Raw genomic sequence first — 21017 nt, 5'->3', positions numbered from 1 at the left:
GAAAATTTGAAGAGCAAGACTATGTATGATGATCAATCAAAAAAAAGACTGGGACGTGGGTTGGCAGCGTTGATTGGGGATATCAACTTAAATAACGATCTTGTACGTACATCGAGTGGTGATAAATCGATAGAATCCAATACAGTTTCTCCTGTTTATGAGCGATTTGTGCCTCTTGAATCTATCTCGTGTAATCCACACAATCCGCGGCGTCATTTTACTGATTCAGAACTTGATAATTTAGCACAATCAATTCGTCAGCATGGAGTAGTTCAACCTGTTATTGTAAGGACTTCGCGTGATCATCCTCATCGGTTTGAATTAATTGCTGGTGAACGACGGTGGCGTGCTGCACAACGCGCCAATTTAAGTCAATTACCGGTCATTGTTCGCGATGTAGATGATAAAACGGCTTTGGAATTAGCAATTATTGAAAATGTTCAACGTGCTGATCTCAATCCTATTGAAGAAGCAATGGGATATGAAATTTTGCTGAATGAGCATGGATATACACAAGCAGATTTAGCACAAGTTATAGGAAAAAGTCGAAGTCATGTTGCAAATACACTCCGTTTGTTGAAACTTCCACCAAAGGTACAACAATTTTTAACTGATGGACAACTCTCTGCTGGTCATGCACGCTGTCTTATTACCGTCGATAATCCACAGGATTTGGCCGAAAAAATTATTCGTGAAAGTCTCTCAGTACGACAAGCAGAAATACTTGCATATGAACAAGCAAATCCTAAAGTCAAAAAACGAACTACCGTGCAAAAAGATACAGAAACAAAATCTTTAGAAAAATTACTTGCAGATGTCATCGGAATGAAAGTTATCATTCGGCATGGTAAAAAAGGTGGTGATTTAAAAATACACTATTCTTCATTAGAACAATTAGATGATATTTGTCGGCGTTTACAAAGCTAATTAATGTCTAAAATAATACGAATTATTCACTATTTTTTCTTAAAATAGTAAACATTCTATACATATGTTTTTTTGCCAAATTCCAAATTATCTGAAAATATAGTGTTTTTTTCATCAAAAGAAACACCTTCTTTTTTAAGATCTTCAAAAGAAGCTAAAAGCATTGTTAATGTTGTTTTAAGAGCTAAGGAATCGATAACGAAATCTTTAGGTGTGATATTATTTTTTTAAATACTCATTAATTTTTGTTTGTTAGAAATAGATGCTACTAATCCTTCAACATTATCTTCATATTCAATTTCAGTATTGGATACTTTTGACTCTGGTGATGAGTTTTCACATTCTTTTCCAATTTGTTCCATTTTAAAAAGGAAATCTTCTGTTAAGGTGTAGTTTGCAATGACATGCGGGAAATCAAATTTATTGACTGTTTTTTTCCTTTGCCATTGTTAGTTGAGTGTATATTAAAAAAGAAAAAGGAAAAACAAACTTCAATATGGCTAGAAATTATCCTTTCTTCTCCGGATTTCAGCAAAGACTTTTTCATCTGTTTCCTTTTCCATCGCGAGTTCTTTTCGTAAAGTGCTACTATCCCAGCGGAGAAAGGGATTGGTAGCTTTTTCTTGCCCTAAGGTTACAGGTAAAGTCATAGCGTTTTTTGCGTGTAATAAAAAAACATCTTCTACCCTTTTATGAAGTTCTTGATTATATGGATCAATTGTTAATGCGAAAAGAGCATTATTTTTAGTGTATTCATGACCACAATAAAGAAGTGTCTCATTGGGAAGCTGACGAAGCTTTTTTAAAGAGTTTAGCATTTGTATAGGTGTTCCTTCGAAAATACGCCCGCAGCCAAGTGAAAAAAGTGTATCTCCAGCAAAGAGTAAATTATCCTCAGGAAAGTAGTAGGATAATGCACCTAAAGTGTGACCCGGTGTTGAAAGAGCAAAAAGCGGGCATGTACCAAAGAAAAAACTTTCATCAGGTTGAAGTGTTTGGTCAAGATGATTAATCTTTTCTTGCTCCGCTTCTGGTCCAATAACGACAGCCTTATAAACTTGTTTTAATTCTTCCAGTGCTTCTACATGGTCCTGATGATGATGAGTTACAAGAATAGTCTGAAGTGTCCAGTTATGGCGTTTTAAGGCATTATGAATCGCTTCACTTTCAGGCGCGTCAATTGCGGCTGTGTAACCGCTTTTTTCATCATGAATGAGTACACCAAAATTATCTTTTCGACAGATGAACTGTTCAATTAACATATCTTTTCTCCATGAACAGTATGCAGCGATAAATTTACAAAATAATTTGTAGTTAGAGATTTGCAGTGTTTAAGGATCAGATTTGTCTCCTTCTGTAAAAAGTCCTTGTGAGTGTTTAAGGATAAGAGGCATTTGGGTAAGCATGAAGAGGACTGTTAAGGGCATAACACCAAATACTTTAAAACTCGTCCAAAAATTATCGCTAAAATTACGCCAAATAATTTCATTCAAAAGAGCAAGAAAAACAAAAAAGAATGCCCAACGATAGGTGAGTTTTTGCCAACCTAAGTCATCGAGTTTTAAAGTAGAATCTAAGGCATAACGCAAAAGTGGTTTCTTAAAAAACATTCCACCAAAAAGAATGAGGGCAAATAAGCTATTAATAATTGTTGGTTTCATTTTGATGAAAGTATCATTGTGAAGCCAAAGAGTTAAAAATCCAAAGACTAGAACAAATATTCCCGAGATAAGAGGCATTATAGGGATTTTTCGTGCAAGAATCCATGATAAGCTTAGTGCAATAATGATTGCTACCATGAAAATAGCTGTTGCAGGAAAAATAGGTTTATTAAAATTTTTAAAAAATCCAATATTGTTTATCAACCATTCGCCTTTATAATTGGCAAGGAAAAAGACAACTAAAGGTCCCATTTCCAAGAGAAACTTAAGTGTTGGTGAAAGGGGCTTTTTTTGGTTATTATTCATATTTCCCGAATTGGAATTATTGTATGAGCGAGGTTTAAAAGGAGATTGTTTCATGTGTGTTTTCCTGCAATAGTTTCGGCAAATTCAGAAGCAGAAAAAGGTTGAAGATCCTCAATATTCTCTCCTATACCGATAAAATAAACGGGTAATTTGTATTTTGCTGCGATGGCAATAAGAATTCCTCCTCGTGCGCTACCATCGAGCTTTGTCATGACTAAACCATTAACACCGGCAATATCGCGGAAAATATCCACTTGGTTGAGCGCATTTTGCCCAGTGGTTGCATCGAGTGTTTGAAGGATTGTATGGGGTGCTTGAGGCGAATGTTTACCTAAGACACGAATAATTTTTGCCAATTCGTCCATTAATTCAGTTTTATTTTGTAGGCGTCCAGCTGTATCAATGATCAACACGTCACTGTTTGCTTTTTTAGCTTTTTCATAAGCATCAAATACTAAGCTAGCAGCATCTGCACCGAGTTTTGTGGAAATAACAGGAGATCTTGTGCGTTCACCCCAAATATGTAGTTGTTCAATAGCGGCAGCGCGGAATGTGTCACCAGCCGCTAGCATAACTTTCAGTCCTCCAGCAGTGAGTTTGGCTGCAAGCTTTCCAATTGTTGTCGTTTTTCCAGTACCATTTACACCTACCAGTAAAATAACGTGAGGCTTATGACTAAGATCAAGTTCTAGTGGAACTGCAACAGGTTCCAATACTTTTCTGATTTCATCAGCTACAATAGTGTGAATGTCATCAGGGGATAAATTTTTCTCATAACGGTTGGAAGCTAAAGTCTCCGTGATGTGTGTAGCTGTTTCTACACCAAGATCCGCTTGAATAAGAATATCTTCCAGCTCTTGTAATGTTTCTTCATCAAGTTTTCCTTTAACAAAAAGGTCACCAATTGATTCACTTAAACGTTGTGAAGAAAGAGCCAATCCTTTTTTTAGGCGTCCAAACCACGCTGTTTTTTTCTGTTCAACAGAGGATATAGGTGGAGACTCTTCAACTTTTTTTTCACGGATTATATCTGTGACAATTACTTTGCGAGAATGTGGTTCAAAAGACGGAATTTTCTCATCGTAGTTTACAGATATGGTATTTTGTTTTTCTGCTTGTTCTTGTTTTTCTCTCTCTAGAGAGGATTGATCGTTTTTTATGGTTTCATTTTTGTATTCATTTTCTTCTCCTATATCGACTTCATAAGGAGTAGAAACTTGTCCTATTTCCTGCTCTTTAGATTTGTTAAAAGAAAATATTTTTTTGATAAAAGATTTTGTCATAAAGGCTCTCCTGCTCAAGCTGCGTTCAATTTTGGGAGGACAGCAATTAATTTATCGCCATCATGATCAACGATAAGGGCTTGAACAATTGTTCCAGCTTTTGCACCTTTGATTTGTACAAGGGTATAATCTTCTGTTCGTCCGATTTCATCTTTTTCAACGAGAATTGTTTGTTGACTATTTTGTAAGGAAGCAAGATGTTTTTGGTAAGCCACCTCACCCGCTTCGCGCAATCTTTGTGCACGAATCTTAACTATTTTACGATTTATTTGTGGCATACGTGCGGCTGGTGTTCCTTCTCTTGGGCTAAAAGGAAAGACGTGGAGATGTGTTAAATTACACTCATTGATCAAAGCAAGACTGTTTTGAAACATTTCTTCTGTTTCAGTCGGGAAACCAGCAATTAAATCGGCTCCATAAACCATTGTAGGACGTTTGGCACGCAAATCTTGGCAAAATTGAATTGCATGTTCGCGCAGATGCCGCCGTTTCATTCTTTTTAGAATCATATTATCGCCTGCTTGCAAGGATAAATGCAAATGAGGCATGATTCTCTTTTCATAGGCTAAAAGATTGATCAGTTTTTCATCTGCTTCGATAGAATCAATCGATGACAGTCGCAAACGAGGTAAGTCAGGAACGTGATGCAAAATTGCTGAAGTTAATTTTCCTAGAGTGGCTTTTCCAGGGAGATCATGACCATAACTTGTAAGATCGACACCTGTAAGAACCACTTCTTGAATGCCATTGCCTGTCAATTGTTTAATTTGTTCAATGACAGCTCCCATTGGGACTGAGCGTGATGGTCCGCGCCCGTAAGGAATAATGCAAAATGTACAGCGATGATCACATCCATTTTGTACTTGTACAAAGGCACGTGTTCGTTCTTCCATTGCACCTACCATATGTGGGGCGATTTTTTGTACTTCCATGATATTATTGATACGCAACTTTTCGGAATGGTTGATACCAAAATCAGGAAATTGACGATAAGAATGAGCGTGGAGTTTGTCTTCGTTGCCTAAAACGAGATCAACTTCTGTCATCGAAGCAAAATTTTGCGCTTCTGTTTGTGCGGCACACCCTGTCACGATAATGCGAGCATGAGGATTTTCACGTCTCGCTTTGCGGATAGCTTGTTTTGCTTGTCGCACGGCTTCTGCAGTGACAGCACAGGTATTAAAGATGATCGCACCATCTTTTAGTTGATCTAGTCCTGAAGAAGTGCTTTCTTTGCGTATGATTTCCGATTCATAGCTGTTCAGACGACAACCAAATGTTACAACTTCTATTGCCATCAAACGGAATCCTTTTTATAGCTCCCTGTTACAGGGTTTAAAAAACCACTAAATTCATATTTGAATGGGCCAGTCATGATAATGTGATCATCTTCTCGATAAAAAATATCCAGTGTTCCCTTTGGTAAATTTACATCGATATGGCGTTTTGTGAGCCCACGCCGATAGGCAGCTACTGCACTTGCACAAGCAGCACTTCCACATGCTTGTGTTAATCCTACTCCTCGCTCCCATGTGCGTAAATTTAGGCTTTTCTTTGACGTGACGCAAGCAATAGAAATATTGCACCGTTCTGGGAAAAGGGGATTATACTCAAGTTCTGGTCCATATTTTTCCAATGGAATATCTTGAATATCACCCTCAACAAAAAAAATGGCGTGGAGATTGCCAACAGAAACAAGACAAGCATCCTTTAAGGGACCAGCTGTAATTTCTACGTGATTGGTATCAATTATTTCACGTGAAACAGGCATCTCTTTTGTATTGAAATTTGGGCATCCCATATCGACAGAGATGAGATTGTTGGTTTGGCGTTTGCCTTCTATAATTCCAGCTGGTGTTTCTAATCGAAAGGTTTCACCGAAATTATGGTCTGTGAGCCATGCTATGACACAACGCGTACCGTTACCACAGGCTTTAGCCATTGAACCGTCAGCATTCCATATTTTGATGCGAAAATCAGCTTCATTTTTTGTGGTTTTGTGAATAGCCATAATTTGATCGAAATGTGTTTGAGAATCTGCCGATAGAGCAAGAATTGCTTGTTGTGTGAGTGCATGTGTGCTTTCACGCATATCAGCCACAATGATTTGATTTCCAAGACCGTTCATTTTGCTGAATGGCGTTTTCATGAAATTTCTCTATTTATAGTGATTGCCTACAAGAGATATATGACTGAAAATCTTATAAATTTCCAGTGTTTAATGAATATAAAACTTAGTGCAAAAATTATTATCGTTCGAAATAAGCAATTTTTACCCTATTTTTTTAATTTATTAATTTATCTTTGTAAAATGCCATATAACAAATGTTCATTAATTTCTGAGGAAGCTTCTTTAATTATCATGGGAAAGAGTATAGATATGTCATTTTCAAAAATTTCGTTTTTCGTTGCAATATCAACTGTAACGCTTTTAGGAGGGTGTTCAACATCGCGGTTTGGTAGTAACGATAGTGGCAACGGATTAGAAGTTTTTTATCCACTTCAACAAATGCCGACAGAAGTGATGGCCGATCCATCTTTCTCTCGTTCGTTAGCATCTGAAGCAGCAGATTCTTCGATGTATGAGAAAGGAGATTCCCAGAGTGATGGACGGATGGCTAGTCTCGAATTGCCAAGCAATGCTACTGATTTGTTTCCGGCTAGTATTGCTGGGGTATGGAATCTTTCTATGGGTGGTAAAGTTTGCCGAATTGCAACGCCACAAACAAAATTTGGTCAAGGATACCGCGCTGGCCCTTTACACTGTCCAGGAATCGTTTCTCAGGTAAGTTCATGGGCTGTTAAAGGAAAAAGATTATATTTTTATAATAATTCAGGACGTGTTATCGTTACCCTTTATTCTTCCAATGTTGATCGTTTTGAAGGACGCACACTTGATAATCATCCAGTTGTTTTAAGCCGCTAGATTGTTTTTGGCCATTTATGAAAAAATAAGAGATATGCGCACAATTTTGTGAAGAGAACTTGTATTTTCATCAAGAACGGGTTGAAAAAGGTTATTTTGATGATTTTAGTTTCAACGCGCTATAAGGAGCTGGTATACAAAGGAGAAATCAGTTTTGATCCTGCTCAATTGGCTTTAGCAGAGCGTTTTGATCATTTATTACAAAAAGTTACGGAGCAAAGCGTTTCTCGGTCTTGGATATTTGGGTCTCTGTTTAAAAGAAAAAAACAAACCTTTGCTCGTGTTGCAAAACAAGGTGATGAAGATGGTTCTTATCAGGGGATGTATATTTATGGTGAAGTAGGACGAGGCAAAACCATGCTGATGGATTTGTTCTTTTCTTGTTTGCTACAGGAGCATAAAAAACGTGCTCATTTTAATGATTTCATGGCTGATGTGCATGAGCGCATTAATATTTATCGTCGTGCATCAACGCACACAAAAGCCAGACACGATAATCCTATTTTAGCTGTTGCTGAAGATCTTGCACGAGAAGCTAAAGTGCTTTGTTTTGATGAATTTAGTGTAACAGATATTGCTGATGCTATGGTGTTAGGACGTCTTGTCTCTGCCTTATTTGATAAAGGAGTTTTTTTTATTGCGACTTCAAATGTTGCTCCTGATAATCTTTATTATAACGGCTTAAACAGAGAGCTTTTTTTGCCTTTTATTCAAGTTTTGAAAGCACATGTTTGCGTTATCAATCTTGATGCAAAAACAGATTATCGTCTTGAAAAATCAAATCTACAACATGTGTATGTAACGCCGTTAGGGGTGCAAGCAAATGAATGTATGGATCAAGCGTGGGTATTGGTGTTGCAAGGACAGAAGGAAATGTCTGATGAATTTTCTCTAAAAGGGCGTATAGTTTATATTCCACGCACTGGAGCGGGTTGTGCACGTTTTGATTATAAAGATTTGTGTGCAAAACCTTTGGCAGCAGCGGAATATTTAGCATTAGGAGAACGTTATCATACGATTTTTCTCGATAATGTACCGGTGATGGACGATACGTGTCGTAATGAAACAAAGCGGTTTATTTTGCTTATTGATACTCTCTATGAGCGCCACATAAGATTATTTATGTCAGCGGCAGCTCTACTTGAGGATTTATATAAAGGGCGTGCGCAAACTGCGGAAACATTTGAGTTTAAAAGAATACAATCGCGTCTTTTTGAAATGCAAAGTCAGGATTATTTGAAACTTTGGGCAGAACGGTTTCTTTTGAAGAAGTAAAAAGTCAAGTAATTTACCTTTACGTAAACTGTTAAAACAATAACTCTTTGAATTCAAATACAAGGTAATAATTCTGTTGTATTTTTTTTAAATTCATTTTATCGATACATCATAGTAAGTTTTTAATAATCGTTTATGTGGAGAATTTTTGCTTTTATGAGGAGAAGGATTTCATATTCTTTTTTATATCACTATTAAAATAGGGCTAAGGTCAAAAAAATACTCAGTATACTAGCGCTTATATGTGTGCGCTGTGTTTTCTAATATTAGGAATGAAGAAATGGCACGAAAAAAAATAGCTCTCATTGGTTCAGGTATGATTGGTGGCACTTTAGCACACATTATTGGGCTTAAGGAGCTTGGTGATGTTGTTTTATTTGATATTGCGGAAGGTGTACCACAAGGTAAAGCTCTTGATATTGCCGAATCGTCGCCTGTTGACGGTTTTGATATCAGTTTAAAGGGAGCTAATGCTTATGAAGCAGTTGAAGGTGCTGACGTTGTTATTGTGACAGCAGGAGTAGCACGAAAACCTGGTATGAGTCGTGATGATCTTTTAGGCATTAATCTAAAAGTGATGGAGCAGGTTGGTGCTGGGATTAAAGAATATGCGTCTTCAGCGTTTGTTATTTGTATTACCAACCCCCTTGATGCAATGGTATGGGCATTGCAGAAATTTTCTGGTCTTCCTACACATAAAGTAGTTGGTATGGCTGGTATTCTTGATTCGGCACGGTTTCGCCGTTTCTTGTCTGAGGAATTTAAGGTCTCTGTTAAAGATGTGACAGCTTTTGTTTTAGGAGGGCACGGTGATTCAATGGTGCCTTTGGTGCGTTATTCAACGGTTGGTGGTATTTCTTTGCCTGACCTTGTGAAGATGGGTTGGACAACACAGGAAAAAATTGATCAAATTATCCAGCGTACCCGTGATGGTGGAGCAGAAATTGTCAGTTTGTTGAAAACAGGCTCTGCTTTTTATGCTCCAGCAGCATCTGCTGTTTCTATGGCTGAAGCCTATTTGAAGGACACTAAGCGTGTTGTTCCTGTTGCCGCCTATCTTTCAGGAGAATACGGAGTTAATGATACGTATGTTGGTGTTCCCGTTGTACTTGGCGCAGGTGGTGTTGAGCGAGTCATAGAAATTGATCTCGATAAAGAGGAAAGAAATGCTTTTGAGCATTCAGTGAATGCTGTGCAAAAGCTTTGTGAAGCTTGTATCGCTATTATGCCTAGTCTCAAATAAATTAAGCAAGACTCTGTTCATTAAAACAGGGTATTCAGAATATTAGGGTTTGAGGTTAATAATAAAGTTATTTGTAAAAGAAAAGGACAAATGCATGAATATCCATGAATATCAGGCCAAACGTCTGCTTCATGAATATGGTGCACCAATTGCAAATGGTGTTGCTGTTTATTCTGTGGAGCAAGCTGAAAAGTGGGCAAAAAAATTGCCTGGGCCACTCTATGTGGTTAAAAGTCAGATACATGCTGGTGGTCGTGGTAAGGGCAAGTTTAAAGAACTTGCTCATGATGCAAAGGGTGGTGTTCGACTTGCAAAATCCGTTGATGAGGTTGTTGCAAATGTCCAAGAAATGCTTGGTAAAACTTTAGTAACCAAACAAACTGGTCCAGAAGGTAAGCAGGTTAATCGTCTTTATATTGAGGATGGTGCTGATATCGAACGGGAGCTTTATCTTTCATTATTGGTTGATCGTACAGTTGGTCGGGTTGCGTTCGTTGTTTCAACGGAAGGGGGAATGGATATTGAAACTGTTGCTGAAGAGACACCAGAAAAGATATTAACTCTACCCATTGATGCTACGCAGGGGGTTATATCTGCCGATTGTGCAAGGCTTTGTGATGCATTGAAATTGCAAGATAGTGCTCGGGAAGATGGTGAAAAGCTTTTTCCAATTCTCTATAAGGTGTTTTGTGAAAAAGATATGAGTCTTCTTGAAATTAATCCGCTTATTGTAATGAAGGATGGTCATTTGCGCGTTCTTGATGCAAAAGTTTCTTTTGATAATAATGCTCTGTTCCGTCATCCAGACATTTTGGAATTGCGTGATATCTCAGAAGAAGATCCAAAAGAGATCGAGGCATCGAAGCATGAACTTGCCTATGTTGCTCTTGAGGGCACAATTGGTTGCATGGTCAATGGTGCAGGTCTTGCTATGGCAACAATGGATATCATTAAGCTCTATGGAGCTGAGCCAGCAAATTTTCTTGATGTTGGTGGTGGTGCTTCAAAAGAGAAAGTGACTGCTGCTTTTAAAATTATTACTGCTGATCCGAATGTTAAAGGCATTTTGGTCAATATTTTTGGTGGGATTATGCGTTGTGATGTTATTGCTGAAGGTGTGGTTGCTGCTGTTAGAGAAGTTGGTTTAAAGGTTCCTTTAGTTGTTCGTCTTGAAGGCACGAATGTTGAGCAGGGTAAAGCGATTATCAGTGATAGTGGTTTAAATGTTATTCCTGCTGACGATTTAGATGATGCTGCTCAAAAAATTGTTGCAGCCGTGAAGGGAGCTTAAGCGATGTCGATTCTTGTGAATAAGAATACAAAAGTTTTGGTTCAAGGGCTTACAGGAAAAACAGGAACATTTCATACAGAACAAGCGCTTGCTTATCATGGTACGCAAATGGTTGGAGGCGTTAATCCTAAAAAGGGCGGTGAAATATGGGAAGGCTCCAAAGGTGAAACTCTTCCTATTTTTGCTAGTGTTGCTGAGGCAAAAGAAAATACAGGTGCAGATGCTTCTGTTATTTATGTTCCGCCTTCGGGAGCAGCGGCGGCTATTATAGAAGCTATAGATGCAGAAATCCGTTTGATTATCTGCATTACGGAAGGTATTCCTGTTATGGATATGATTAGAGTAAAGGCGAAATTAGAAGAATCAAAATCACGTCTCATCGGTCCTAATTGTCCTGGTATTCTTACGCCAGATGAATGTAAGATTGGTATTATGCCTGGTTCTATTTTTAGAAAAGGATCTGTCGGGGTTGTCTCACGGTCGGGAACTTTAACTTATGAAGCCGTTTTTCAAACAAGTTCTGAAGGTCTTGGGCAGACAACAGCTATTGGTATTGGTGGTGATCCTGTTAAGGGAACAGAATTTATTGATGTGTTGGAAATGTTTTTAGCGGATGATGAAACCGAGTCTATTGTTATGATCGGTGAGATTGGTGGTTCTGCTGAGGAAGAAGCAGCACAGTTTCTCAGAGATGAAGCAAGAAAAGGTCGTAAAAAGCCGGTGGTTGGTTTTATTGCGGGTCGTACAGCGCCTCCGGGACGCACAATGGGGCATGCTGGTGCTGTTATTTCTGGTGGCAAAGGTGGGGCAGAAGATAAAATTTCTGCAATGGAGTCAGCAGGAATACGGGTTTCTCCTTCTCCATCACAGATAGGCAAAACTTTGCTATCAGTTTTGAAAGGCTAAAAAGAATTTCATCTGAATAAAGGTGTATCTTTATTCAGATGAGAATTAAGTATAAAAGTAAGGCTTTTTTGAATTTTCTGACCTTCGTTTGCTTCGTAAGCATTTGTAAGGTCGAAGAGAGATATAAGGAGACGGAATAGATGTTCCGGAGAAGTGTATGGCAAGGCAGGACGAAATAAATGGTCTTTTTGCAAAAACGTCGTTTCTGTATGGTGGAAATGCGAACTATATAGATCAGCTTTATGCTGAATATGAAAAAAATCCCACTAATGTAGATTCACAGTGGAGGGCTTTTTTTGAAACACTTCAAGATAATAAGGAAGATGTTCTAAAAAATGCAGAAGGAGCAACTTGGCAACGTGATCATTGGCCATTAAAAGCAAATGGTGAGTTAGTTTCTGCTCTCGATGGTGATTGGTCTGTTCTTGAAAAGCGTATTGGCGATAAATTAAAGGAAAAAGCAGCAACTGGTGCTGCGCAAAAAGGAAAAGCCTCTAGCGAACAAGATATTATTCAAGCAACGCGTGATTCTGTTCATGCGCTCATGATGATTCGTGCTTTTCGCGCACGTGGGCATCTTCGTGCACGGCTTGATCCTCTCCAGTTGGCGGAAGAAATTGAGGATTACAAGGAACTTTCTCCAGAAGCTTACGGTTTTACTCCTTCTGATTATGAGCGTCCAATTTTTATTGATCATGTTTTAGGGTTAGAATACGCAATTATTCCACAAATGCTTGAGATCCTTAATCGTACCTATTGTTCAACGATTGGTGTGGAATATATGCATATTTCTGATCCTGCTCAAAAAGCATGGCTTCAAGAACGTATTGAAGGACCAGATAAGCGTATTGCTTTTACACAGAAAGGCAAGAAAGCTATACTTAACAAGCTTATTGAGGCGGAAGGGTTCGAGCAGTTTTTAGATACAAAATATAAAGGAACAAAGCGTTTTGGACTTGACGGTGGTGAATCTCTGATTCCTGCTCTTGAACAGATTATTAAATGCGGTAGTGCTTTGGGGGTGCAGGAAGTTGTTTTAGGAATGGCACACCGTGGTCGTTTAAATGTTCTTTCACAAGTTCTTGCGAAACCACATCGGGCTATTTTTCATGAATTTAAAGGAGGGTCTTACAAACCCGATGATGTAGAGGGTTCTGGTGATGTAAAATATCATTTAGGAACTTCGGCTGATCTTGAATTTGATGGTAAAAAAGTTCATTTATCGCTTGTGGCCAATCCATCTCACCTTGAAATTGTTGATCCGGTTGTTATAGGAAAGGCACGTGCTAAACAAAATCAACTTGTAGGTCCTACATACACTGACGCACTCTCCTTAAGTGAGCGCTCAAAGGTTTTGCCATTGCTTATTCATGGTGATGCTGCTTTTGCAGGACAAGGTGTTATCCAAGAAACTTTTGGTCTTTCAGGTCTTAAAGGTTACAACGTTGCTGGTTCCCTGCACGTCATTATTAATAATCAAATTGGATTTACAACTGATCCACGCTTTTCACGTTCTTCGCCTTATCCATCAGATGTAGCAAAAATGATTGATGCACCAATTTTCCATGTGAATGGTGATGATCCTGAAGCTGTTGTCTTTGTTGCAAAAATAGCGACAGAGTTTCGTCAAATTTTCCATAAGCCTGTGGTGATTGATATGTTCTGTTACCGCCGTTATGGACATAATGAAGGTGATGAGCCTTCTTTTACACAACCACTTATGTATAAGGCTATCCGTAATCATAAAACAACCCTTCAACTTTATGGTGATCAGTTGATCGCGGAAGGGGTGATTGCTGCTGAAGAAATTGAACAGCAAAAAAATCTATGGCGTGATAAACTTGAAGTTGAGTTGGAAGCGAGTGCTTCTTATAAGCCTAACAAGGCTGATTGGCTTGATGGGAGTTGGACAGGACTGAAAGCTTCCAATAATGCTGAGGAGCAGTATAATGGAACGACGGGTGTTGAGTTAAAAATCTTAAAAGAAATTGGTCAGAAACTTGTTGAGATTCCAGCAGACTTCCATGTGCATAAAACTATACAGCGTTTTTTGAACAACCGCGCTAAAATTTTTGAAAGTGGTGAAGGTGTTGATTGGGCAACAGCTGAAGCTTTAGCTTTTGGTTCTCTCTGTTTAGAAGGAGCGCCAGTTCGTCTTTCCGGTGAGGATGTTGAACGTGGAACTTTTTCACAACGTCATTCAGTTCTTTACGATCAGGAAAATGAAGCACGTTATATCCCTTTGAATAATTTACAAAAGGGACAGGCATTTTATGAGGTTGTCAATTCTATGCTCTCTGAAGAGGCCGTTCTTGGTTTTGAATATGGGTATTCTCTTGCTGAACCACGAGGATTGACGCTTTGGGAGGCGCAATTTGGTGATTTCTCTAATGGGGCACAGGTCATTTTTGATCAGTTTATTTCTTCTGCAGAGCGTAAGTGGCTTCGTATGTCTGGCCTTGTGTGTTTGTTGCCTCATGGTTTTGAGGGGCAAGGGCCAGAGCATTCTTCAGCACGTTTAGAACGTTTTCTTCAGCTTTGTGCAGAAGATAATATGCAGGTTGCTAATTGTACGACTCCTGCAAACTATTTTCATATTTTACGTCGGCAAATTAAGCGCGATTTCCGTAAGCCGTTGATTTTGATGACACCAAAATCTCTTTTGCGCCATAAACGAGCGGTTTCTTTTCTCAATGAAATGGGACCAGAAACAAGTTTCCATCGTTTATTACTTGATGATGCAGAATGTCTCAAAACCTCTGTTATTAAATTACAGAAAGACAGTAAAATTCGCCGTGTTGTTCTTTGTACCGGTAAGGTTTATTATGACCTTTATGAAGAGCGTGAAAAAAGGGGCATTGATGATATTTATTTGATTCGCGTTGAACAGCTTTATCCTTTCCCAGCCAAAGCTTTGGTGGATGTATTATCGCGCTTTTTGCAGGCAGAAGTTATTTGGTGCCAAGAAGAACCGAAGAACATGGGGGCGTGGTCATTTATTGAGCCTTATTTAGAATGGGTTTTGACGCATATTAATGCGCGATATTCACGTGCACGTTATGCAGGGCGTTCTGCAAGTGCATCGCCGGCTACGGGATTGATGGTACAACATGCTGAACAGCTTGCCGCGTTTCTTAAAGACGCGTTAGGTTCTTAATTTATTACTACTCTGATGTATGGAAAAATATTATGACTACTGAAATCCGTGTTCCTACTTTGGGCGAATCGGTTACCGAGGCAACAATTGGTAAATGGTTTAAAAAACTTGGCGAAGCCGTTGTTATGGATGAACCCTTGGTTGAATTAGAAACTGATAAGGTAACAGTTGAGGTTCCTTCGCCTGTTTCGGGGAAATTATCTGAAATCATTGCAAAGGAAGGCGATACTGTTGAAGTGAATGCGCTTTTAGGGGCAATTGAAGCTGGGGTAGCTGGTGTTTCTCAATCTTCTTCGCCTTCTGCTACACCTGTTGCGGAGGTTCTCTCTGGGGTGGAGCCGTCTTTTTCAAATGATACAATGCCTCCTGCTTCTTCAGCAGCAAAATTGATGGCTGAAAATAATATCACCAAAAGTGATGTTTCAGGTTCTGGAAAACGTGGACAAGTTCTCAAAGAAGATGTTCTTAATGTGTTGGCACAAGGAACAAAAGCATCTAGCTCTGCGGTTTCTACAGCTAGCTCTGAATCTAGATCTTCGATCGCTCCAGTTCAAGAAGCGCTGGAAGAGCGGGTTCGTATGACGAAACTGCGTCAAACAATTGCGCGTCGTCTTAAAGATGCACAGAATACAGCGGCAATGTTAACCACATTTAATGAAGTTGATATGTCTGCAGTGATGGATTTGCGTAAGCGTTATAAAGATCTTTTTGAAAAGAAACATGGTGTTAAGCTTGGCTTTATGGGATTTTTTACCAAGGCTGTTTGCCATGCATTAAAAGAGCTTCCTGCTGTTAATGCAGAAATTGATGGAACAGATATTATTTACAAAAATTATGTCAATGCGGGAATTGCTGTTGGAACGGATAAGGGGCTTGTCGTTCCGGTGGTTCGTGATGCGGATCAGATGTCACTTGCAGAGATTGAAAAAGAGATCGGTCGTTTAGGGCGTCTTGCTCGTGATGGAAAATTAGCAGTTTCTGATATGCAAGGCGGAACTTTCACCATTACCAATGGAGGGGTTTATGGGTCGTTAATGTCGACGCCAATTTTAAACGCACCACAATCTGGTATTTTGGGAATGCATGCGATTAAAGAACGAGCAATGGTTGTTGAGGGACAAGTTGTGATTCGCCCCATGATGTATTTGGCACTTTCTTATGATCATCGTATTGTAGATGGGCAGGAAGCAGTAACTTTCCTTGTGCGTATTAAGGAAAGTTTAGAAGATCCGGAACGCCTTGTTCTTGATTTGTAAAAGTACAGTTTTCAGGATGAAAGGAAAAACGGATGTCTTATGATGTGGTCGTGATTGGAGCGGGACCAGGTGGTTATGTTGCAGCAATAAAGGCAGCGCAACTGGGGCTTAAAACAGCAATTGTTGAAAAGCGTACGACATTAGGAGGTACATGTCTCAATGTTGGCTGTATTCCTTCTAAAGCGTTGTTGCATGCGTCAGAAGTGTTTGCTGAAACGCAGCATGGTTTTGAAACTCTTGGTATTTCTATTGCAAAATCGAAGCTTAATCTTGAACAGATGATGGCACATAAAAAAGCTGTTGTAACAGCCAATACGAGTGGCGTCTCTTTTTTGATGAAAAAAAATAAAGTTGATACTTTTTTGGGTACAGCTAAAATTTTAGGTGCAGGTCAAATTGAAGTTGTTGCTAAAGATGGTAACAAACAAACGATTGAAACAAAGAATATTATTATAGCTACCGGTTCAGTGAGTTCAGGCATTCCAGGGGTGAATGTTGAAATTGATGAAAAGATCGTTGTATCTTCTACGGGAGCGCTTTCTCTTGAAAAAGTCCCAACGCGCATGATTGTTATTGGAGCAGGTGTTATTGGTTCAGAACTTGGTTCGGTTTGGAGTCGTTTAGGGGCTAAAGTCACCGTTATTGAATATCTTAATAAAGTTTTAGGATCAATGGATGGAGAGGTTTCACGACAATTTCAAAAATTAATGGAAAAACAGGGTATTGAGTATAAGACTGGTGCAAAAGTAACGGCTATTACGCAATCTGGTGTAACCGCTCAAGTAACCTTTGAAGTTGTCAAAGGTGGTGAAGCTGAAACTTTAGAAGCTGATGTTGTGCTCATTGCTACTGGACGTTCTCCGTATACGGAAGGTCTTGGTTTGGGAGAGGCGGGTGTTCAGTTGGATGAACGCGGCTTTATTGCTATTGATGCGCATTGGCAGACCAGTATTCCAGGAATTTATGCGATTGGTGATGTCGTTAAAGGACCAATGTTAGCGCATAAAGCTGAGGAAGAAGGTGTTGCTGTTGCAGAAATTTTGGCAGGTCAAAAGGGACATGTTAATTTTGATGTCATTCCTAGTGTTGTTTATACACAGCCAGAGATTGCCAGTGTAGGAAAAACAGAAGAAGAACTTAAAGCTGCCGGTATTGAGTATAATGTTGGCAAATTTCCCTTTATGGCTAATGGTCGTGCACGTGCGATGCAAAAGAGTGATGGGTTTGTTAAAATCCTTGCTGATAAAAAGACAGATCGGGTTTTGGGTGGGCATATTCTTGGGTTTGGTGCTGGTGAAATGATCCATGAAATTACAATTTTAATGGAATTTGGTGGTTCATCAGAAGATCTTGGGCGTTGTTGTCATGCGCATCCTACTTTATCGGAAGCAGTGCGGGAAGCAGCTTTAGCGACATTTGCTAAACCACTTCATATCTAATAAGCTCCATGACGCTTTTGAAGAAGCAGAGGGAGAGTTTTTATTTTTTCGGCTTAATGGATTGTGTATTAAAAAAACCGCCCTTTTTAATGGCGGTTTTTCTGTATTCATTATTGGTATGTAAAGTCTTAAAATTGTAATTTTGTTTCTTCTTGTTGTTCTCGTATCCAAGTGGAAAGCCCCATATGATCGAGATGTTTGAGAAAGGGATGTGGTGGTAACTCTTCTACATTGACCATGGTTTTAATATCCCATTCGTCGGTGGCAATAAGAAGAGCGGCGGCTGCGGCTGGTACACCAGCTGTGTAAGAAATGCCTTGGGCACCAGTTTCGTTAAAAGCTTGTTTGTGATCGGCTATATTATAGATGAAAATCTCTCTTGATTTTCCATCTTTTTCACCTTTAATAAGATCTCCAATACAGGTTTTTCCTGTGTAATTCGGTGCTAAAGAGGCGGGATCGGGTAAGACAGCTTTCACGACTTTTAAGGGGACGACTTCTTGACCTTCCGCTGTTTTAATAGGTTGTTCGGATAAAAGTCCAAGATTTTTTAGAACTGTAAAAACAGTGATATAACGTTCACCAAATCCCATCCAGAAACGGACATTTTCCACATCGAGATTTTTGGATAATGAATGAATCTCATCATGTCCAGTCATGTAAGCTTTTTGTTTTCCAACAATGGGAAGATTCCATTCATGGCTGACTTCAAACATTTTATTGGAAACCCATTTTTTATTTTGCCATGACCATACTTGCCCTGTAAATTCTCGAAAATTAATTTCTGGATCAAAATTTGTGGCAAACCAACGTCCATGATCTCCAGCATTAATATCAATAATATCGATATCTGTGATTTTATCAAAATAACATTTATGCGCTAGCGCTGCATAAGCATTCACAACGCCTGGATCGAAGCCGGCTCCTAAAATAGCAGTTATACCAGCTTTTTCACATTCTTGACGACGGGGCCATTCATAATTGCCATACCAAGGAGGTGTTTCACAAATTTTAAGGGGATCTTCGTGAATTGCGGTATCAATATAGGCGCATTTGGTTTCGATGCAAGCTGAAAGAACTGACATATTAAGAAAGGCTGATCCAACATTGATGACAATTTCACATTTGATTTTTTTTATGAGTTTTACAGTTTCTTCTATATTCATTGCATTGAGCATGTGGCCCATAAGAATGCCTTGTTCTTTCAGTGCGTTTTTTTCTTTAATAGAAGTAATGATGGCTTCACATTTTTTGAACGTTCGTGAAGCGATATGTATATCGCCGAGAATATCGTTGTTTTGGGCACATTTATGCGCAACTACTTGTGCAACGCCTCCAGCACCAATAATGAGGACATTTTTCTTCATTTTGGGTTTTTCTCCTTAATTAATATTGTCGCATGATGGTTTTGTTATATGGTATTCGGTTACGAAAGGCTCTTTTGGTAATCACTATAGCTGAATTGGCGTTGAATTGTTAGCGTTCCATCAAATTCTTTGATGACAATTGCGGGCATTGCAACGCCATTGAACCAGTTTTTCTTGACCATTGTATAACCTGCAGCGTCTTGAAAAGACAATCTATCACCTATTTTAAGAGGTTCAGGGAACCGAAATGTTCCAAAAATATCACCAGCGAGACAGGATTTTCCGCATACCATAATTTCGTGAGGTCCTTGATTAGGTTCTAATTTTGCATTTTCGCGGTAAATAAGAAGATCAAGCATATGGGCTTCAATTGAGCTATCAACGATAGCGAGATTCTTTTCATTATATAATGTATCAAGAACACTAACTTCTAATGTGGTGCTTTTGGTAATAGCAGCCTCTCCTGGTTCCAGAAAAATGGTGACATCGTGGGTTTTTGAAAAACGTTTTAAGCGTTCTGCAAAAGCTTCCAACGGGTAATTTTCAGCTGTAAAATGAATTCCACCACCTAGGCTTATCCAGTCAGCCGCGGTAAAGAGTTCTGCAAATTTTTCTTCCATGTGACTCAGCATTTGGTTGAAAAGATTAAAATCAGCATTTTCACAGTTGTTGTGGATCATCAAGCCATTGATGAGAGGTAAGACCTCTTTAATAGCGCTTTGGTTCGTTTCGCCCAAACGACTAAAAGGACGAGAGGGATTGGCAAGATCAAAATTTGATGCGCTGATGCCTGGATTTAACCTTAAGCCTCGTTGAATGTTTTTTGTGGCGTTGGCAAAACGTTGAAGTTGTTGGATTGAATTAAAGATGATTTTATCTGCGTAGCTACAGGCTTCATCAATTTCATCATCTGCCCAGGCGACCGAATAGGCATGAGTTTCTTTGCCAAATTTTTCTCTTCCTAAATGCAATTCATAAAGAGAGGATGATGTGGTTCCATCCATAAACTCAGACATTAAATCAAAAACACTCCATGTGGCAAAACATTTCAAAGCAAGCAAAATTTTTGCTCCAGACATTTTGCGTAAACGAGTGATAATTTCCATATTTTTTATGAGCTTAGATTTATCTATAAGATAATAGGGAGTTTTAATCATTGTTTATCCATTCTCTTTTGAAGGGATCTTATTGCTAGGATTAACGTTTAGTACAAAGAGTAACAGAATATCTCAAGAAAAAGCAGTTTTAAAAAAAGAATCTGTTTTTGTCTAGCAATAGAGAGGTTTTCTGTAACTGAGTTTTGTTTTTGTTGTTTTGAGACTTGCGTTATGTGTATGACAAAAAAATTATATTATGTTTTAGCTTTTGTATTTGTTGGAAGTCTTTTCATTGTAACAACCAATATCGTTGATTTATTGCAAAATAAAAGTAATGCTAAAGTCAAAGTGGTGCCTCAAACTTTTATTCAAGAAAGTTCGGTGCCTTTAATTTTTACAGGGCGTAGAGAACTTAATGGTTTTAAGGGGTACCATAATTATCGACGTGGTTATGTTAAATATAGAGATAATTGGTGGTATCCTGAAGCAGCCTTTGTTACAGCACCACAGCTAAACACAAAATGGCCGCCATTAAAGGTTACATCAGATGCGAAAAGGATGTTTTTAATCTCTTTTTTAGAGAAAAAAGAGCTAGGGTGGCTTAAACAACATATCGAATCTTGTCGTACGCGTTATCGTTCTTACAATAAAGATGATAATAGCTATCAGCCTTTTCATGGTCCTCGTAAGCAGTGTCTTTCGCGCTTTTTTAAAGGATAAAAATTATTAAATGTAAAAAAAATAGTTATAAGTATCTTGCCGTGTTCGTTACTGCTCTTAAAATAAAGGGGGAATTACGCTGTGTTGTTTTTTTCATGCGGCGGCAGTTTTTTTAAATTTTAAATGCTTTTAAGTTTTATTAAATCTTATTATCATTAAGTGT

18 protein-coding genes are annotated in these 21017 nt (G+C 38.7%); 10 read left to right on the top strand and 8 right to left on the bottom strand.

The annotated features are described in order from the left end of the window. Nucleotides 1-21: 21 nt before the first annotated feature. Entirely contained in the window at nt 22-927 is a 906-nt protein-coding gene (locus tag MCO_RS01765; protein ID WP_007552228.1) for a ParB/RepB/Spo0J family partition protein, read from the top strand. A 227-nt stretch (nt 928-1154) separates the two neighbouring features. Here MCO_RS01765 and MCO_RS11465 read toward each other — a convergent pair whose 3' ends face one another. The 6 genes from MCO_RS11465 to dapF form a co-directional block, all read right to left on the bottom strand. Then, complete coding sequence (locus MCO_RS11465) at nt 1155-1289, bottom strand: hypothetical protein (protein ID WP_007552226.1); 135 nt, start codon at nt 1287-1289, stop codon at nt 1155-1157. A gap of 138 nt (nt 1290-1427) precedes the next feature. Beyond that, nucleotides 1428-2189 carry a hydroxyacylglutathione hydrolase gene (gene gloB, locus MCO_RS01755; RefSeq protein WP_007552225.1) on the bottom strand — a complete coding sequence of 254 codons (762 nt, stop codon included), beginning with the start codon at nt 2187-2189 and terminating at the stop codon, nt 1428-1430. A gap of 69 nt (nt 2190-2258) precedes the next feature. Next, nucleotides 2259-2948, bottom strand: coding sequence for a septation protein A (locus MCO_RS01750; RefSeq protein WP_007552224.1), 690 nt, complete (start codon nt 2946-2948; stop codon nt 2259-2261). Beyond that, nucleotides 2945-4177: a signal recognition particle-docking protein FtsY gene (ftsY, locus tag MCO_RS01745; RefSeq protein WP_007552223.1), complete on the bottom strand. Its 1233-nt coding sequence runs from the start codon at nt 4175-4177 to the stop codon at nt 2945-2947. Before ftsY ends, MCO_RS01750 begins: the two co-directional genes overlap by 4 nt. Before the next feature lie 14 nt (nt 4178-4191). Then, on the bottom strand, nt 4192-5475 hold the full coding sequence (gene mtaB, locus MCO_RS01740; protein WP_007552222.1) for a tRNA (N(6)-L-threonylcarbamoyladenosine(37)-C(2))-methylthiotransferase MtaB: 1284 nt from the start codon (nt 5473-5475) through the stop codon (nt 4192-4194). Then, a complete protein-coding gene (gene dapF, locus MCO_RS01735) occupies nt 5475-6326 on the bottom strand; it encodes a diaminopimelate epimerase (protein WP_007552221.1) in 852 nt (283 codons plus the stop codon). The genes mtaB and dapF overlap by 1 nt, the downstream gene beginning before the upstream one ends. A gap of 231 nt (nt 6327-6557) precedes the next feature. Here dapF and MCO_RS01730 point away from each other — a divergent pair, with 231 nt between their 5' ends. The 8 genes from MCO_RS01730 to lpdA all read left to right on the top strand — a co-directional run bounded on the left by MCO_RS01730 (nt 6558) and on the right by lpdA (nt 17670). Further along, nucleotides 6558-7103: an AprI/Inh family metalloprotease inhibitor gene (locus MCO_RS01730; protein ID WP_040298655.1), complete on the top strand. Its 546-nt coding sequence runs from the start codon at nt 6558-6560 to the stop codon at nt 7101-7103. A gap of 99 nt (nt 7104-7202) precedes the next feature. Continuing rightward, the gene (gene zapE, locus MCO_RS01725) at nt 7203-8378 is read left to right on the top strand and encodes a cell division protein ZapE (protein WP_007552219.1); all 1176 of its coding nucleotides are present in this window, start codon (nt 7203-7205) and stop codon (nt 8376-8378) included. A gap of 280 nt (nt 8379-8658) precedes the next feature. Continuing rightward, nucleotides 8659-9621: a malate dehydrogenase gene (gene mdh, locus MCO_RS01720; protein ID WP_007552218.1), complete on the top strand. Its 963-nt coding sequence runs from the start codon at nt 8659-8661 to the stop codon at nt 9619-9621. Between the two features lie 94 nt (nt 9622-9715). Beyond that, nucleotides 9716-10912, top strand: coding sequence for an ADP-forming succinate--CoA ligase subunit beta (gene sucC / locus MCO_RS01715; protein WP_007552217.1), 1197 nt, complete (start codon nt 9716-9718; stop codon nt 10910-10912). Between the two features lie 3 nt (nt 10913-10915). Next, on the top strand, nt 10916-11818 hold the full coding sequence (gene sucD, locus MCO_RS01710) for a succinate--CoA ligase subunit alpha (protein ID WP_007552216.1): 903 nt from the start codon (nt 10916-10918) through the stop codon (nt 11816-11818). Between the two features lie 157 nt (nt 11819-11975). Then, nucleotides 11976-14975, top strand: a complete 3000-nt coding sequence (locus MCO_RS01705) for a 2-oxoglutarate dehydrogenase E1 component (RefSeq protein ID WP_007552215.1) — start codon at nt 11976-11978, stop codon at nt 14973-14975. Nucleotides 14976-15007: 32 nt separating this feature from the next. Beyond that, nucleotides 15008-16231: a 2-oxoglutarate dehydrogenase complex dihydrolipoyllysine-residue succinyltransferase gene (odhB, locus tag MCO_RS01700; RefSeq protein WP_007552213.1), complete on the top strand. Its 1224-nt coding sequence runs from the start codon at nt 15008-15010 to the stop codon at nt 16229-16231. A gap of 32 nt (nt 16232-16263) precedes the next feature. Next, on the top strand, nt 16264-17670 hold the full coding sequence (gene lpdA, locus MCO_RS01695) for a dihydrolipoyl dehydrogenase (RefSeq protein ID WP_007552212.1): 1407 nt from the start codon (nt 16264-16266) through the stop codon (nt 17668-17670). 128 nt (nt 17671-17798) lie between these two features. Here the strand turns inward: lpdA and MCO_RS01690 are convergent, their stop codons facing one another. Both MCO_RS01690 and MCO_RS01685 read right to left on the bottom strand, forming a co-directional pair. Further along, entirely contained in the window at nt 17799-19037 is a 1239-nt protein-coding gene (locus tag MCO_RS01690; RefSeq protein ID WP_007552211.1) for a saccharopine dehydrogenase family protein, read from the bottom strand. A 59-nt stretch (nt 19038-19096) separates the two neighbouring features. Beyond that, nucleotides 19097-20194 (bottom strand): carboxynorspermidine decarboxylase, encoded by a 1098-nt coding sequence (locus MCO_RS01685; protein ID WP_007552210.1) that lies wholly within the window; start codon nt 20192-20194, stop codon nt 19097-19099. 171 nt (nt 20195-20365) lie between these two features. Here MCO_RS01685 and MCO_RS01680 point away from each other — a divergent pair, with 171 nt between their 5' ends. Next, nucleotides 20366-20854, top strand: coding sequence for a BA14K family protein (locus MCO_RS01680; protein WP_007552209.1), 489 nt, complete (start codon nt 20366-20368; stop codon nt 20852-20854). Nucleotides 20855-21017 lie beyond the last annotated feature (163 nt).

The sequence above is a fragment of the Bartonella sp. DB5-6 genome (assembly GCF_000278115.1).
Taxonomy (GTDB): domain Bacteria; phylum Pseudomonadota; class Alphaproteobacteria; order Rhizobiales; family Rhizobiaceae; genus Bartonella; species Bartonella refiksaydamii.
The sequence above is the reverse complement of the archived record's forward strand: the minus strand, read 5'-3'. Positions and strand labels throughout refer to the sequence as shown.